Below are 14,704 nucleotides of genomic sequence, written 5' to 3' on the forward strand. Positions count from 1 at the left end.
GTCCACGATGTATCGCACGATGCTGAAATCGAAGATCCACCGGGCCACGGTGACCCAGGCCGACCTGCACTACGTGGGTTCGGTCACGGTCGACGAGGACCTGATGGAGGCCGCCGATCTGCTCGAGGGCGAGCAGGTGTCCATTGTGGATGTCACGAACGGCGCCCGGCTGGAAACCTATGTCATCACCGGCGAGCGCGGCAGCGGAGTGATCGGCATCAACGGTGCCGCGGCGCATCTGGTGCACCCGGGCGACCTGGTGATCCTGATCGCCTACGGGCAGATGGACGACGCGGAGGCGCGCGCCTACCGGCCGCGAGTGATCTTTGTGGACGATTACAACCGGATCGTCGAACGCGGAACCGACCCGGCGCACGCCCCGGACGGATCGGGCCTGCTGAGCGGCACGGTCACGCTGCCCGAAGAGGACACGATGACCTTCCCGGTGGCCGAAACCGCGGACGCGCGCCGTCTCGACGCGTTGCTGCACGCCGAAAACTGACCTGTACCGGCGGCGGTCGCGAGCCGCAGTAAGGAAGACCTCGTTGCTGCTCACTGTCGACGTCGGCAATACCAATATCGTGCTCGGGCTTTACGACGGCACCGAATTGGTCAGTGACTGGCGGATGCGCACCGACGCGCGGATGACCGCCGACGAACTCGCGCTCACCGTGCGCGGGCTGCTCGGCCCGCACGCCGACGCGGTCACTGGGATCAGCGCACTGTCCACAGTGCCCGCGGTGCTGCGCGAATTGCGGGTGATGCTCGGCCGCTATTACGCGCGGGTGCCGAAGATCGTCGTCGAGCCCGGCGTGCGCACCGGCGTCGCGCTGCTGGTGGACAATCCGAAGGAAGTCGGTGCGGACCGGCTCGTGAACACCCTTGCCGCGCACCATTTGCACGCCACCGCGTGCGTGGTGGTCGATTTCGGCACCTCCACGAACGTCGACGCGATCTCGGCCCGGGGCGAATTCCTCGGCGGGGCGTTCGCCCCGGGCATCGAGATCTCGGTGGACGCGCTCGCCGCCCGCGCGGCCGCGCTGCGCAAGGTGGAACTCGTCCCGCCGCGTTCGGTGATCGGCAAGAACACCGTGGAATGCCTGCAGTCCGGCATCCTCTACGGCTTCGCCGGCCAGGTCGACGGGCTCGTCCGGCGGATCGTGCGCGAATTGCAGGCCGACAGCACGGATCCGGTCACGGTGATCGCCACCGGCGGGCTCGCCCCGCTGGTACTGGGCGAATCCGAGACGATCAAGGAGCACGTGCCGGACCTGACGCTGCTCGGCCTCCGGCTGGTGTACGAACGGAATGTGCGTTAGCCGAACTGCTCGGCGAGGTAATCCTCGAAGGTGCGGACGCCGGTGTCCGCGTCGAGGTTGAGGTTGCCGTCGGCGCGATAGACCTTTCCGGCCGCTCCGGGAACGCGCATCGGCATTTTCAGCCGCCGTCGCCCGCTGGCCCGCAAATACTTGTCGACCAGTTCGCCCATGCCGTACACCTTGGGCCCGGCCAGATCCGGCACCCGCCCGGCCGGGTCGCCGAGTGCCAGCCGCGCGATCCGCTCGGCCACTTCCCGGGCGTCGACCGGCTGGAAATTGATCGCGGGCACCGGCACGACCGGCAGTTTCGCCACCGCCCGCACGGCATTGAGGCAGAACCCGTGGAACTGGGCCGCGCGCAGGACGGTCGACGGCACTTCCGACGCGGCGACGAGCTTTTCGGCCTCGTGCTTGCGGCGGAAATAGCCCAGCGGCACCGCGTCGGCGGCGATCACCGAAATGAAAACCAGGTGGCTGACTCCCGCGCGTTCGGCGGCGCGGACCAGATTCGCGGTCGCCACGTCGTCGCCCTTGGGACCGCCTGCCAAGTGCACGATCACGTCCGCTCCGTCGACCGCGGGGGCAAGGCCTTCGCCGGTCGTCAGGTCACAGGCGAACCGGTCGGGGCCGGTTGCCTTGCGGCTCAGGATGCGCACCTTCGCGTCGTGGAGGGCGGGAACGACCAGTTTGCCGAGGGTTCCGGTGCCGCCGGTGACCAAGATCGTCGTCATGGGCATTTCCTTCCGGGTACAGTGCCGCTGGTCGGGCACTGGGGGTGTCCTACTGGGATGAACCCGGCCGTGAAGGAGATGTGACAGGTGGACCGAAAAGGCCTGCTCGCGGTCCAATTCGAGGAGCAGCGGCCGCGGTTGCGCGGGGTCGCCTATCGCATGCTCGGCTCGCTCGCCGAGGCTGACGACGCGGTGCAGGAAGCCTGGCTGCGCGTCGACCACGCGGACCTTTCCGAAGTGCAGAATTTCCCCGCCTGGCTCACGACTGTGGTGGCGCGGGTCTGCCTGAACCTGTTGCGCTCGCGGGAACGCCGTCGCGAGGATTCCCTGGACGCGTTCCCGCTCGACCGCGGCGACGACAGCGCGGACCTCGCCGAAGAAGCCCAGTTAGCCGATTCCGTCGGCCTGGCGATGCTGGTAGTGCTCGACGTCCTTGGCCCGGCCGAGCGGATCGCGTTCGTGCTGCACGACATGTTCGCGGTGCCGTTCGAGGACCTCGCGCAGATTCTCGACCGCAGCCCGGCGGCGGTCCGGCAGCTGGCCAGCCGGGCCCGTCGCCGGGTGCGCGGCGGAGAAGCCGCGCCAGCGGACGCGAGTAAGCGGCGTGGCGTCGTCGAGGCTTACCTGGCCGCTGCTCGCGAGGGAGATTTCGCCGGACTGTTGAAAGTGCTCGATCCCGACGTCGTGCTGCACTCGGACACCGGCGCGGCGCCGGTGGTGCTGCGCGGTGTCCGAGCGGTCAGCAAGGGCGCGCTGCTCGCTTCGGAAGTCGCGCGCAGCACGCGGGTCGCGGTGGTCGACGGCGTTCCCGGCCTGGTGCTCGCCCCGCGCGGCCGGCTCGCCGTGGTTCTCAAGTTCGCTTTCGACGGCGACCTGATCGCCGGGATCGACGTGATTTCCGCGCCGGAGCGGCTGCGCGGGCTGGAGATCGCGCTCGGGTGAAGGTCAGTGGAACAGTTTCAGCCCGACGACCCCGGCGACAATCAGCACGAGGCAGGTGATCCGGCCGACGGTGAGCGGATCGTTCATCGCGACGATCCCGTAAACCGCGGTCCCCACCGCGCCGATGCCGACCCACACCGCGTATCCGGTGCCGAGCGGAATTTCGCGCAAGGAATACGCGAGGCCGGACATGCTGAGCAGCAGCGCACCGCCGAAGAGCAGGCTCGGCCAGAGCCTGCTGAAGCCTTTCGAGGCGCCGAGCGCCGCGGCCCACACGGTTTCGAGAAATCCGGAAACAACGAGAACGAGCCAGGCCATGGCAGGAGAACCTTTCGCAGTGACGGATACGTCCACTGCGCCGTCTTGTCGTGACCGGGTACGACGCGCTCGTCCGGGGCGGCAGCACCGCCGCTTCCGAAATTAGCACTCCGCAGCCGGCGCGAGGTGGTGATTTCGGTCGCCGGCTCAGCTTCGGCGGGCCCGCAGAACCGTGGTGACCAGTGGATAGTCGAATTCGCCCGTTCCGGCATGCGGAACAGATTCCAGGTACGCCCGCGCTTCCGCGAGCCGGCGCTCCCGCTCTGGTGCGGAGGCGACCAGCAGATGCGAATGCGTGGCCACGGTCGCCAGCAGGGATTCGATCGAGCGGCGGTGAGCGTGGGCGAAGCGGGCGTGTTCGAACGGGCCGAAGCCGTCCGCGCGCAGCGGCCGGTCCGGATCGGCGAACCCGCGGCTGACGCCGGTGCGGATCAGCCGGGAGAATTCGAGCACCCACGGCACGGATTCGTCGTCGTGATTCCACAGCGCGGCCACCACCCCTCCGGGCCGCAGCACCCGGCGGATCTGCGCGAACGCCGGGGCCAAATCGAACCAGTGCAGCGCCTGGCCGACGAATACCGCGTCCGCTGATTCGTCCGGCAGCGGGATGTCCTCGGCCCTGCCGGGCAGCGCGCGCACGCCGGGCAGCCGCCGCGTCAGTTCGGCGAGCATGCCCGGATCGGGTTCCACTGCGGTCACCGAGCGGCCGAGCCCGGCCAGTCCCTCGGTGAGTTTTCCGGTGCCCGCCGCCAGGTCCAGCACCTCGCGTACCGGTCGGTTTGCTCCGGACATGCCCCATTCGAGTGCCGCCCGCGGATAGTCCGGGCGGTGCCGGGCGTAGGCGCTCGCCTGGCCGCCGAACGAAGAAGCCCGCCGGGCGCGCAGTTCCGCGTCGGGATCGCTCACGAGTAACCACCCTAATACCGTGAGTGCCCCGTAAGGGGAATCCGGTTGACGCGGTTCACCAGCGGCTTCGTACGCTATGGCCATGACCGAATTCCCCGCGTCCGACGCACTGCCCGATGCCGACCTGCCCGAACAGATGCGGGTGCGCCGGGACAAGCGCGACCGGATAATCGCGGAGGGCGCCGATCCTTACCCGGTAGAGGTTCCGCGCACGCACACTCTCGCGCAGATCCGTGCCGAACATTCCGGTCTCGAAGCCGACACCAGCACCGGTCAGATGGTCGGCGTCACCGGTCGCGTCATGTTTCTCCGCAATACCGGAAAACTCTGTTTCGCCACTCTTCGTGAGGGCGACGGCACGGAACTGCAGGCGATGCTGAGTCTCGCCCAGGTCGGAGCCGAGTCTCTCGCCGCGTGGAAGTCCGATGTCGATCTCGGCGACCACGTATTCGTGCACGGCGAAGTGATCACTTCCAAGCGCGGCGAGCTTTCCGTGCTGGCCGACAGCTGGCAGATCGCGGCGAAGGCGTTGCGCCCGCTGCCGGTGGCGTTCAAGGAGCTGGCCGAGGAAACGCGAATCCGGCAGCGTTATGTCGATCTGATTATGCGCCCGCGCGCCCGCGACGTGGTGCGCACGCGGTCGGGCGTGATGCGTTCGCTGCGCGAGTCGTTCCACCGCCGGGGATTCACCGAGGTCGAGACGCCGATGCTGCAGACGCTGCACGGCGGGGCCGCGGCCCGGCCGTTCGTCACGCATTCCAACGCGTTCGACCTCGAGCTGTTCCTGCGCATCGCGCCGGAGCTGTACCTCAAGCGCTGCGTGGTCGGCGGGATCGAGAAGGTTTTCGAGATCAACCGGAACTTCCGCAACGAGGGCAGCGACTCCTCGCACTCGCCGGAGTTCGCGATGCTCGAGTACTACGAGGCGTACGCCACTTACGACACGAATGCCGTGATGACCCGCGAACTCATCCAGGAGGCCGCGGAGAACGTGCTCGGCACCCAGGTCGTCACTCTCGCCGACGGAACCGAGTACGACCTTTCCGGCGAATGGACGACCCTCGGGATGTACGAGTCGCTGTCGGAAGCGCTCGGCGAGGAAGTGACGCCGGATACTCCCGCCGAAGCACTGCACAAGATCGCCGCGGCGCGCGAGATCGAGGTGGATCCCAAGCTAGCGCACGGCAAACTGGTCGAGGAACTGTGGGAACACCTCGTCGGCGACGGACTGCACGCGCCCACATTCGTCCGGGATTTCCCGCTCGAGACGTCGCCGCTCACCCGGCAGCACCGCAGCCGGGAGGGCGTGGCCGAGAAGTGGGACCTGTACGTGCGCGGATTCGAACTCGCCACCGGATACTCCGAGCTGGTGGATCCGGTCGTGGAACGGCAGCGGCTCACCGAACAGGCGCGGCTCGCCGCGGCCGGGGATAGCGAGGCGATGCGTCTCGACGAGGATTTCCTGCGCGCGCTCGAGTACGGAATGCCGCCGAGCGGCGGGGTCGGAATGGGGATCGACCGGCTGCTCATGGCACTCACCGGGCTCGGTATCCGCGAGACGATCCTCTTCCCGCTCGTCCGGCCCGAATAGCTCGCCGCTCGCCGCGCGGTCGAGATTTTCTCAATGCGGATTTGCCTACGGCGGGGCAAGCGGGTATTAATATGGGTGTCAAAGACTTCTGTAGCTCGGGGCTTGCCCCGAAACCAGATCATGTAGCCAGATCATTCGGGCAAGCCCCGCAGGAGGAATCAGATGGCACAGAAGGTGCTGGTCTCTCTGGTCGACGACCTCGACGGCAGTGAGGCGGAAGAGACCGTCGAGTTCGGTTTGGACGGTGTGAGCTACCAGATCGACCTGTCGAGCGAAAACGCCGAGGAACTGCGCGACGCGCTGGCGCAGTATGTCGAGCACGCGCGCCGCGCGGGCGGCCGCAAGCGCGCGCCGCTGCGCCCGGTCGCCGGCGGCAAATCCCCGGCCCGCCCGGCCGCGGTCGACCGCGAGCAGAACCAGGCGATTCGCGCGTGGGCCCGCAAGAACGGTTTCCAGGTTTCCGACCGCGGGCGCATCCCGTCGGAGGTCGTCGAGGCTTACCACAAGAAGAACTGACCGGGCATTTCCGGAACTCGCGGATGCGGTCCTCCGGTTAGCGAACCGGGAGAGGCCAGTCTTCGCGGCTCCACGCCGAACGGCCGTCGGGAACATTCCCGGCGGCCGTTTGCCGTTCCGGATTAGTTTCCCGGCTTTGCGCCGTCCGGCGTGCCCGACATCAGCCGCCGAGCCGAACGGGCGTACTCCGCCGGCGGGGCTCCGGTCACCGCGCGGAAATCGCGGATGAAGTGAGGTTGGTCGCTATAGCCCAGCCGAGTCGCCAGATCCGCGTAATCCGGCGGGATCGGTGCGGCGAGCAACCGGGCGGCTTCGTTGAGCCGGTAAATCCGGATCGCCCACTTCGGCGTTGTTCCGACGTGCTCGGCGAACAACCGCTGCACCGCCCGGATCGACAGTCCGAGTGCCGAGGCCAGTTCCGCGACCTTGGTGATCTCGGGATCCGCCGCGATTGTTTCCACCGCCTCCGCGGCCAGCCGGGTCGCCCGGGGAATGGGGCGGCGGGATGCGATCAGCAAGTTGTCGATTGCAGTGATCATTTCCGCGTCGGTCCGCGCATTCCGGACGGCTTTTTCCGCGACCGCGGCGTCCGGCCCGAAGATCTCGGCCACGCCGGCCGAGCGGTCGGCGAGCGTGCGTACCGGGGCGCCGAGGAACGGACGGAAACATCCGGGCCGGATCCGGGCCCCGATCCCGTGCACGCGTCCGCTGAGCCGGTGCGTGAAAAGCTGGTGCGCCGGACCGTAAACCCCGCACGCGCCGGGGAAGAACGTCACGTGCACCGACAGATTCGGCAGCACGTGCTGTTCGTGGGGTTCGGTCAGGTCCCAGCGCAGGATCCAGTGGTGTTCCACGAAATCGCGCAGTTCCGGGGCGGGCGGATGCCGGGTCAGCGTGAACTTGGTGCGAGCCGTCCGCTCGTTCAGGATGCCGCTCGGGATCCGCCGCATGGCTGAAAACAGTAGTGCGTCGCGTAATTTCAAGACGGCCGCCGAGCCCGGGTGGTTGGCTCGGGCGCATGTCGAATCACTCCGGACTGCTCGCCCCGGCCGCCGCCGAACTGCGGCGCGTCGCGGCGGCCGCCCCGTCGCTGACCGTGCCCACCGCATGCGCCGACTACGACGTTCGCGGCCTTCTCAACCACCTTCTCTACTGGGGCCCGTGGCTCGCCGCCGCGATCCGGCACGAGCCTTACGAACCGCCCGCGCCGACCGAAGCCGAAGCCTCTCTCGTCGGGGAAGACTGGCCGAAGTCTCTGGGAGCGATGCTGGACGACGTCCTCGCCGCGCTCGCTCCCCCGGAAGCGTGGACCGGCACTATCACCTTCGGCGGCTCGGAACTGCCTGCCGCGGTTGTCGGAGACATGGTGCTCGGCGAACTCGTCGTGCACGCCTGGGACCTGACGCGGGCGAGTGGTACCGAGCTGAACTGCTCGGACGAAACCGCCGAAGCGGTGCTCGCGTTCGCGAAGGGGATGGGCGAAGAGGCCCGCAAGGGCGGGGTCTTCGGCCCGGAGGTTCCGGTGCCGGAAACCGCGCCGGTGCTGCACCGGGCGCTGGGCGCGACGGGCCGGGACCCGTACGCCTGAGATTTCACTCGATGGAGATCATCGGCGGCGGACGCGCGGACAGCTTTCGCATTCCGCTTCGCCGGGCAGGAGGTAGGAGAAGCAGCAGCTCTCCCGTCGTCGCTCCCAAACCCGGTGGCCTTCGTCGTTGATCGCCATGCGCAAGGTGGACGCCGAGGTCAGCGGGCGGTACTGCGCGTCGAGCACCAGTGCGGCGTCCGCGACGCCAGCGCCTTCGGCCTCGGTCGTCCCGCCTTGCTTGCCGACCCGCCACAGCGCGCCGTCCAGCGCGTCTGTAGCGGCCGCCCAGAGCATGCGGCGGCCGAGCCGGGTGCCGGGGGCGTAGGCGCGGACGAAGCGGGCAGCGTGGCCGATGAACTGCGCGCGCAGCACCGCGGCCAGCGCGCGTTCGTCGCGCACGACGGTGGCCTCTGGACGGACGCTGCCGGGGTCGGTGGGCAGGCAGTAGAAGGCGTCGCTGAGCACGGCCATGCCCTCGGGGTGCGGACGATCGGGGCCGAGGCCGAACGCGAGCTGTTCCGGCTTCAGCGACGGCACTCGGCGCTCGTGGTGCAGTAGCAACGCGCCTACGTACGCGGGGACGTACAGGTACCAGGACATCACGTAGCTGGCTGCGGTTCGCGCGGGTGCCGCGCCGTGCTGATCGAGGAGCCAGTCGGTCAGCCGGGAGCGCCATTCGCCGAACAACTCGGGCTGGTCCAGCAGGTCAGCGCAGCGGAACCAGTCCTCGGGGACGTCGCGGCGCAGCTCGTACCGGGCACTGACGCGCCGCAGGGAGGAATCGAGACCGTCGCCGATCTCGCGGGCGTCGTCGCGCGAGCGCTGCGGGTTCACTGACCACCTCCCGTCTCATTAGGTGTGCCTAACCTTACAGACGGGGGAAGGTTGCGCCAATCGGGTGGCCAAGGGGGGATACCACCCGGACGCGCAGGGGTGTTCGCGCTGAGCGGACAGGGGTATCCCAGCGGAATCCTGATCCGGTCCCGTACGTTCGAAGGGGAGTAAAGATGCAGCGCAACCGGATGGACAGCGGCGACCGACCGGGTCGCCGCCCGGATGCGAACGGGCTGCCCGGTTGCCGTAGTGGTACGCAAGCGCGTCCGCTTGGCTACTAGAGTGGTCTCACGGTGCTGTCCGCCGCGGGCGCGATCCGCGGAGGTTACGGGCCGCCGACGCAGCAGTCGAGGGAGTGCGCATGTTTGAGAGGTTCACCGACCGCGCGAGGCGGGTGGTCGTCCTGGCCCAGGAAGAGGCCCGGATGCTCAACCACAACTACATCGGCACCGAGCACATCCTCCTGGGTCTGATCCACGAGGGTGAGGGTGTCGCCGCCAAGGCGCTGGAGTCGCTGGGCATCGCCCTCGAGGGCGTGCGCCAGCAGGTCGAGGAGATCATCGGCCAGGGCCAGCAGGCTCCGAGCGGGCACATCCCGTTCACGCCGCGGGCGAAGAAGGTGCTGGAGCTGTCGCTGCGCGAGGCGCTGCAGCTCGGCCACAACTACATCGGCACCGAGCACATCCTGCTCGGCCTGATCCGCGAGGGCGAGGGCGTGGCGGCCCAGGTGCTCGTGAAGCTGGGCGCGGACCTCAACCGGGTCCGCCAGCAGGTGCTGCAGCTCCTGTCCGGCTACCAGACCGGCGAGAAGTCCACCGAGAGCGGCTCCGGCCGCGGCGAGGGCACGCCGTCCTCCTCGCTGGTGCTCGACCAGTTCGGCCGCAACATGACCGTGCTCGCCCGCGAGGGCAAGCTCGACCCGGTCATCGGGCGCGGCAAGGAGATCGAGCGGGTCATGCAGGTGCTGTCCCGCCGGACCAAGAACAACCCGGTGCTCATCGGCGAGCCGGGCGTCGGCAAGACCGCCGTCGTCGAGGGGCTCGCGCAGAGCATCGTCAAGGGCGAGGTGCCCGAGACGCTCAAGGACAAGCAGCTCTACACCCTCGACCTCGGCTCGCTGGTCGCCGGCTCCCGCTACCGCGGCGACTTCGAAGAGCGCCTGAAGAAGGTGCTCAAGGAGATCAAGACCCGCGGCGACATCATCCTGTTCATCGACGAGCTGCACACGCTCGTCGGCGCGGGGGCGGCCGAGGGCGCGATCGACGCGGCGTCGATCCTGAAGCCGATGCTGGCCCGCGGCGAACTGCAGACGATCGGCGCGACCACGCTCGAGGAGTACCGCAAGTACATCGAGAAGGACGCCGCGCTGGAGCGCCGCTTCCAGCCGATCCAGGTGGGCGAGCCGTCGCTCGAGCACACGATCGAGATCCTGAAGGGCCTGCGCGACCGGTACGAGGCGCACCACCGCGTCTCGATCACCGACTCGGCGCTGGTCGCGGCCGCCACGCTGGCCGACCGCTACATCAACGACCGGTTCCTGCCGGACAAGGCGATCGACCTGATCGACGAGGCCGGGGCCCGGATGCGCATCCGCCGGATGACCGCTCCGCCGGACCTGCGCGAGTTCGACGAGAAGATCGCCGACGTCCGTCGCGACAAGGAGTCCGCGATCGACGCGCAGGACTTCGAGCGGGCCGCGCGCCTGCGCGACGAGGAGAAGCAGCTCCTCGGCCAGAAGGGCGAGCGCGAGAAGCAGTGGAAGGACGGCGACCTCGACGTCGTCGCCGAGGTGGACGACGAGCAGATCGCGGAGGTGCTGGCCAACTGGACCGGCATCCCGGTGTTCAAGCTCACCGAGGAGGAGACCACCCGGCTGCTGCGCATGGAGGACGAGCTCCACAAGCGCATCATCGGCCAGGAGGACGCGGTCAAGGCCGTCTCCCAGGCGATCCGCCGTACGCGTGCGGGTCTGAAGGACCCAAAGCGCCCGTCCGGTTCGTTCATCTTCGCCGGCCCGTCCGGTGTCGGTAAGACCGAGCTGTCGAAGGCGCTGGCGTCCTTCCTGTTCGGCGAGGACGACGCGCTCATCCAGATCGACATGGGCGAGTTCCACGACCGCTACACCGCTTCGCGGCTCTTCGGCGCCCCTCCGGGCTACGTCGGCTACGAAGAGGGCGGGCAGCTGACCGAGAAGGTGCGGCGCAAGCCGTTCTCGGTGGTGCTTTTCGACGAGATCGAAAAGGCGCACCAGGAGATCTACAACACCCTCCTGCAGGTGCTCGAAGACGGCCGCCTCACCGACGGCCAGGGCCGCACGGTCGACTTCAAGAACACCGTGCTGATCTTCACCTCGAACCTGGGCACCTCGGACATCTCGAAGTCCGTGAGCCTCGGCTTCTCCTCCGGAGCGGATTCGACCAACCGCTACGAGAAGATGAAGCAGAAGGTCAACGAGGAAATGAAGAAGCATTTCCGCCCGGAGTTCCTGAACCGGATCGACGACATCATCGTCTTCCACCAGCTCAACCAGGAACAGATCATCCAGATGGTGGACCTGATGATCGGCCGGGTCGAGACGCAGCTCAAGGCCAAGGACATGGAGATCGAGCTCACCGAAAAGGCGAAGGCGCTGCTGGCCAAGCGCGGCTTCGACCCGGTGCTCGGCGCCCGGCCGCTGCGTCGCACGATCCAGCGCGAGATCGAGGACCAGCTGTCGGAGAAGATCCTGTTCGGCGAGGTCGAGCCGGGGCAGATCATCGTGGTCGACGTCGAGGGCTGGAGCGGCAACCCGGAGGACCGCGACGACGAGGCGCACTTCACCTTCCGTGGGGAGAAGCGTCCGTCCTCGGTTCCCGACGCTCCGCCGGTGAGCATCGGCGCCGCCGAGAACGGCGAAGCCGAGAACGAGTGAATTAGCTAGCGGGAAAAGGGCGGCCCCCAGGTCTGGGGCCGCCCTTTTTCTCTACTGTCGTCTTCATGGGGACTTCTTCGAGAATCTCGCGGCACGCCGCGGCGAGCACCGCGCTTTCGCTGCTGAGCGACCGTCAGCTCGCTGAGCGGCTGGAGTCCGCGGAGGTGCTGTCCGAGGGAATCGGCGGCACTGGGTCGCGGCTGGACGTCGACGGGGTTCCGGTGTTCGCGAAGCGGGTGCCGCTCACTTCGCTGGAGCTTCAGCATCCGCGTTCCACTGCCAATCTGTACGGCCTGCCTGCCTTTTGCCATTACGGCCTCGGCTCGCCGGAGGGCTCGGCGTGGCGGGAGCTGGCGCTGCACGTCATGGCGAACGGCTGGGTGCTCAGTGGTTCGTGCGAGAACTTCCCCCTGCTGCACCACTGGCGGATCCTGCCGGTCCCCGCTGGCCGGGTGCCGGACCGGCCGCTGGAGGACGACGTCGAATACTGGGGCGGTTCCGCCGCGGTCCGCCGGCGGCTCACGGAATTGCGGGATTCGTCTTCGAGCGTGGTTTTGTTCTGTGAGTATTTTCCGGCCAACGTGCACCGGTGGCTGCCTGCTCATCTGGATCAGGCGGAACGACTCGCGGCGCAGGCCGACCAGACGCTCTCGTTCCTTCGGGCACAGGGCGTCCTGCACTTCGACAACCACTTCGAGAACTTCCTGACCGACGGCGAGCGGTTCGTGCTGACGGATTTCGGACTGGCGTTCGCGCGGCGGTTCGATCTGACGGCGGAGGAACAGGCGTTCGCGGAGCTGAACGCGGAGCATGACCGGGCTTACGGGTCGATGCACTTAGTGAACTGGCTGGTGACCCAGGTGTGCGGGACGTGGGACCGGGAGAGCCGCTTGACCGCGGTGCGCCGCGCGGCCGCTGGGGAGCTTCCGTTGCCCGCCCCGGTAGCCGGTCTGGTGGCGCGGCATGCTGCGGTGGCGGTGGAGATGAACGACTTTTACGGGCGGCTGCTGGAGGACCGGGAGACGCCTTTTCCGGCGGCGGCTTTCGCGGGGTAGGCGGCGGCTACTGGCCGAGGGCGATCTCGCGGCAGCGCTCGGTTATTCGCTCGGCGAAGCAGGGGCAGCCGGATTTCTCCACCCAGCCGTCAAGCGTGACCCGGCCGCCTCCTTCGGCGATCAGTTCCGCGGCGGCGTGCGCCTCTACATCTGTCACCGACGCTCGTGAGACGATGCGGTGGGGGTTTCGGGGAGGGGAGCTGCGTGGACGTCCTGTCGATCGACTTCGGTACTTCCAGCACGGTCGGCGTCTTGGCGGCCTTTGGGCGCGGCCCGCGGGCTATTGAGGTCGACGGGTCGGTCACCATGTCTTCCGCGGTGTACGCGGAGGAGGACGGGCGGCTCGTCGTCGGGCAGGACGCGGAGCGGCGGGCTCGGCTGGATCCCAGCCGGTTCGAGCCGTATCCCAAGCGGCGGATTGACGACGGTGAGCTGCTGCTCGGCGATCGGGTGGTGCCGGTCGTCGACGCCTTCGCCGCGGTGTTGCGGCGGATGGGCGAGGAGGCCGAGCGGCAGCTTTCCGGCGTTCCGGACGAGGTGCGGTTGTCGCATCCAGCGGGCTGGGGCGCGCAGCGGCAGCAGATTCTGCGCGCGGCGGCGGGGAAGGCCGGGTTCGTCCAGGTGCGGCTGGTGCCGGAACCCGTCGCGGCGGCGGCGCATTACGCGACTTTGCGCGAGCAAGGCGTGCCCAGCGGTCCGATCGCGGTGTACGACCTCGGGGCGGGCACGTTCGACTGCGCGGTCGTCGGCGCGGGTACCGCGGTGCTGGCGGAGGACGGGTTGCCGGATCTCGGCAGCCTCGACATCGACCAAGCCCTGTTAGTACACATTGGACGTTCGGTCTCGCACGCGGATCCGGCGCAGTGGCAACGGCTTTTGCGTCCGCAGACGACCAGCGACCGGCGGATGCGCCGGGTCTTGCTCCAAGATGTCCGCGACGCCAAGGAAAGTCTCTCCCGGCACGCGCACACCGAGGTGCCGATGCCGGATCCGTTCGGCGACGTTCTGGTCACCCGGGCCGAATTGGAAGCGCTGGTCCGGCCGAATCTGTTGCGCAGTACGGAAATGCTCGCGGCGACGATCGCGCGGGCCGGGCTGACGCCGGATCGGCTCGGCGGCGTGTATCTGGTCGGCGGGCCCAGCCGGATGCCGTTGCTGGCCTCGTTGGTCGGGTCGACGCTGGGCGTGGTTCCGACTACCGAGGACCAGCCGGAGACGGCCGTCGCGTTCGGGTTGCATCACGTGGACGAGCGGGCGCCGATGCAGGCACCGCAGGCTCCGGCCTCCTGGCCACCCGTCCAGCAGCAACCGGTTCAGCAACAACCCGCCCAGCAGCAGCCCGCGTTGAACCAGCGGCCGCCAGCACCCATGCCGCCTCCGGGATGGCCGCGGCCGCCCCAGAAGAAGTCCCGCAAACCTGTCGTCCTCGGCGCGATCGCGCTGACCGTGCTCGTCGTCGCCGGGATCGTGACCGCCGTTCTCGCCACTCGCGGCGACGACAAACCCGCCGCGAATCAACCGGTCACCCCGCCGAACACCGTCACCTGCGCCGGATCCCAGCCCGCGCTCCCCGGCGAAAACGGCCTCACCAAGTGCATCCGCCGCCTGGCCGGTCCGACCATCCAAACCCGCGCCACCTGCTCGGACGACCCCGAGCTGGCGAAAGCCTTGGGCGCGGTACGCACCGCGCTGTGCCGTTTCCCGGACAAGACCACCGTCGCGTTCCACGAGGGGCTGACGCTCGCCCAGGTCGAGCCGAGCGCGCGCAAGGACATGACCGGTCGGATCGAGACCGACACCTGGCGCACCCGCACCGGGCTGAGCGGCCGGTACGTCGCCGGGGTCGGGCCGAAGCTGGGGCTGCTGGTTTACCAGGCCGACGGCATTCCGGTGGTCGGCACGGTGATGGACACCAGCCCGTCGCACACGAGCCGGCGGCCGCGGGATCTGGTGCAGTTCTTCGAGCAGACCGTCCAGCCCGGCGAATAAAGGC

Annotated in this window: 15 protein-coding genes and 1 riboswitch; of the genes, 9 read left to right on the forward strand and 6 right to left on the reverse strand. The window is 68.5% G+C overall.

Annotated elements, in window-relative coordinates; all coding sequences use genetic code 11:
- Positions 1 to 7 precede the first annotated feature (7 nt).
- Both panD and F9C11_RS09790 read left to right on the forward strand, forming a co-directional pair.
- Positions 8 to 502 carry an aspartate 1-decarboxylase gene (gene panD, locus F9C11_RS09785; protein ID WP_409184548.1) on the forward strand — a complete coding sequence of 165 codons (495 nt, stop codon included), beginning with the start codon at positions 8 to 10 and terminating at the stop codon, positions 500 to 502.
- A 43-nt stretch (positions 503 to 545) separates the two neighbouring features.
- Positions 546 to 1,319 carry a type III pantothenate kinase gene (locus F9C11_RS09790; RefSeq protein ID WP_409184549.1) on the forward strand — a complete coding sequence of 258 codons (774 nt, stop codon included), beginning with the start codon at positions 546 to 548 and terminating at the stop codon, positions 1,317 to 1,319.
- Here F9C11_RS09790 and F9C11_RS09795 read toward each other — a convergent pair.
- A complete protein-coding gene (locus tag F9C11_RS09795; protein ID WP_409184550.1) occupies positions 1,316 to 2,050 on the reverse strand; it encodes an SDR family oxidoreductase in 735 nt (244 codons plus the stop codon). The genes F9C11_RS09790 and F9C11_RS09795 overlap by 4 nt on opposite strands.
- An 87-nt stretch (positions 2,051 to 2,137) precedes the next feature.
- On the opposite strand from F9C11_RS09795, the gene F9C11_RS09800 reads away from it, so the two are divergent.
- Positions 2,138 to 2,992: a sigma-70 family RNA polymerase sigma factor gene (locus F9C11_RS09800; RefSeq protein WP_409184551.1), complete on the forward strand. Its 855-nt coding sequence runs from the start codon at positions 2,138 to 2,140 to the stop codon at positions 2,990 to 2,992.
- A gap of 3 nt (positions 2,993 to 2,995) precedes the next feature.
- On the opposite strand, the gene F9C11_RS09805 is transcribed toward F9C11_RS09800, so the two are convergent.
- Complete coding sequence (locus F9C11_RS09805; RefSeq protein ID WP_409184552.1) at positions 2,996 to 3,310, reverse strand: DMT family transporter; 315 nt, start codon at positions 3,308 to 3,310, stop codon at positions 2,996 to 2,998.
- Positions 3,311 to 3,344: 34 nt separating this feature from the next.
- A riboswitch (guanidine-III (ykkC-III) riboswitch) is annotated at positions 3,345 to 3,408 on the reverse strand.
- 49 nt (positions 3,409 to 3,457) lie between these two features.
- Positions 3,458 to 4,216 (reverse strand): class I SAM-dependent methyltransferase, encoded by a 759-nt coding sequence (locus tag F9C11_RS09810; protein WP_409184553.1) that lies wholly within the window; start codon positions 4,214 to 4,216, stop codon positions 3,458 to 3,460.
- Positions 4,217 to 4,298: 82 nt separating this feature from the next.
- Between F9C11_RS09810 and lysS the strand changes: the two genes are divergently transcribed.
- The gene (lysS, locus tag F9C11_RS09815) at positions 4,299 to 5,807 is read left to right on the forward strand and encodes a lysine--tRNA ligase (RefSeq protein WP_409184554.1); all 1,509 of its coding nucleotides are present in this window, start codon (positions 4,299 to 4,301) and stop codon (positions 5,805 to 5,807) included.
- 162 nt (positions 5,808 to 5,969) lie between these two features.
- A complete protein-coding gene (locus F9C11_RS09820; RefSeq protein WP_037354752.1) occupies positions 5,970 to 6,323 on the forward strand; it encodes an Lsr2 family protein in 354 nt (117 codons plus the stop codon).
- A gap of 122 nt (positions 6,324 to 6,445) precedes the next feature.
- On the opposite strand, the gene F9C11_RS09825 is transcribed toward F9C11_RS09820, so the two are convergent.
- A complete protein-coding gene (locus tag F9C11_RS09825; protein WP_409184555.1) occupies positions 6,446 to 7,273 on the reverse strand; it encodes a DUF6597 domain-containing transcriptional factor in 828 nt (275 codons plus the stop codon).
- A 68-nt stretch (positions 7,274 to 7,341) separates the two neighbouring features.
- Here F9C11_RS09825 and F9C11_RS09830 point away from each other — a divergent pair, with 68 nt between their 5' ends.
- A complete protein-coding gene (locus F9C11_RS09830) occupies positions 7,342 to 7,911 on the forward strand; it encodes a TIGR03086 family metal-binding protein (RefSeq protein ID WP_409184556.1) in 570 nt (189 codons plus the stop codon).
- A gap of 18 nt (positions 7,912 to 7,929) precedes the next feature.
- Here F9C11_RS09830 and F9C11_RS09835 read toward each other — a convergent pair whose 3' ends face one another.
- Positions 7,930 to 8,745 carry a (2Fe-2S)-binding protein gene (locus F9C11_RS09835; RefSeq protein WP_409184557.1) on the reverse strand — a complete coding sequence of 272 codons (816 nt, stop codon included), beginning with the start codon at positions 8,743 to 8,745 and terminating at the stop codon, positions 7,930 to 7,932.
- Between the two features lie 361 nt (positions 8,746 to 9,106).
- Between F9C11_RS09835 and F9C11_RS09840 the strand changes: the two genes are divergently transcribed.
- Both F9C11_RS09840 and F9C11_RS09845 read left to right on the forward strand, forming a co-directional pair.
- Positions 9,107 to 11,656 carry an ATP-dependent Clp protease ATP-binding subunit gene (locus F9C11_RS09840; RefSeq protein ID WP_409184558.1) on the forward strand — a complete coding sequence of 850 codons (2,550 nt, stop codon included), beginning with the start codon at positions 9,107 to 9,109 and terminating at the stop codon, positions 11,654 to 11,656.
- Between the two features lie 65 nt (positions 11,657 to 11,721).
- Positions 11,722 to 12,711, forward strand: coding sequence for a hypothetical protein (locus F9C11_RS09845; RefSeq protein ID WP_409184559.1), 990 nt, complete (start codon positions 11,722 to 11,724; stop codon positions 12,709 to 12,711).
- 7 nt (positions 12,712 to 12,718) lie between these two features.
- Here F9C11_RS09845 and F9C11_RS09850 read toward each other — a convergent pair whose 3' ends face one another.
- The gene (locus tag F9C11_RS09850) at positions 12,719 to 12,868 is read right to left on the reverse strand and encodes a hypothetical protein (protein WP_409184560.1); all 150 of its coding nucleotides are present in this window, start codon (positions 12,866 to 12,868) and stop codon (positions 12,719 to 12,721) included.
- A 47-nt stretch (positions 12,869 to 12,915) separates the two neighbouring features.
- Here F9C11_RS09850 and F9C11_RS09855 point away from each other — a divergent pair, with 47 nt between their 5' ends.
- Positions 12,916 to 14,700: an Hsp70 family protein gene (locus F9C11_RS09855; protein ID WP_409184561.1), complete on the forward strand. Its 1,785-nt coding sequence runs from the start codon at positions 12,916 to 12,918 to the stop codon at positions 14,698 to 14,700.
- Positions 14,701 to 14,704 lie beyond the last annotated feature (4 nt).

It is taken from the genome of Amycolatopsis sp. VS8301801F10 (assembly GCF_046195355.1).
Lineage (GTDB): Bacteria > Actinomycetota > Actinomycetes > Mycobacteriales > Pseudonocardiaceae > Amycolatopsis.

Bases quoted from the DNA above. Each gene is read 5' to 3' on its own strand.
- F9C11_RS09820 (WP_037354752.1), top strand. From the start codon at position 5,970: ATGGCACAGAAGGTGCTGGTCTCTCTGGTCGACGACCTCGACGGCAGT.
- F9C11_RS09825 (WP_409184555.1), bottom strand. From the start codon at position 7,273: ATGCGGCGGATCCCGAGCGGCATCCTGAACGAGCGGACGGCTCGCACC.
- F9C11_RS09795 (WP_409184550.1), bottom strand. From the start codon at position 2,050: ATGACGACGATCTTGGTCACCGGCGGCACCGGAACCCTCGGCAAACTG.
- lysS (WP_409184554.1), top strand. From the start codon at position 4,299: ATGACCGAATTCCCCGCGTCCGACGCACTGCCCGATGCCGACCTGCCC.
- F9C11_RS09830 (WP_409184556.1), top strand. From the start codon at position 7,342: ATGTCGAATCACTCCGGACTGCTCGCCCCGGCCGCCGCCGAACTGCGG.
- panD (WP_409184548.1), top strand. From the start codon at position 8: ATGTATCGCACGATGCTGAAATCGAAGATCCACCGGGCCACGGTGACC.
- F9C11_RS09805 (WP_409184552.1), bottom strand. From the start codon at position 3,310: ATGGCCTGGCTCGTTCTCGTTGTTTCCGGATTTCTCGAAACCGTGTGG.
- F9C11_RS09845 (WP_409184559.1), top strand. From the start codon at position 11,722: ATGGGGACTTCTTCGAGAATCTCGCGGCACGCCGCGGCGAGCACCGCG.
- F9C11_RS09840 (WP_409184558.1), top strand. From the start codon at position 9,107: ATGTTTGAGAGGTTCACCGACCGCGCGAGGCGGGTGGTCGTCCTGGCC.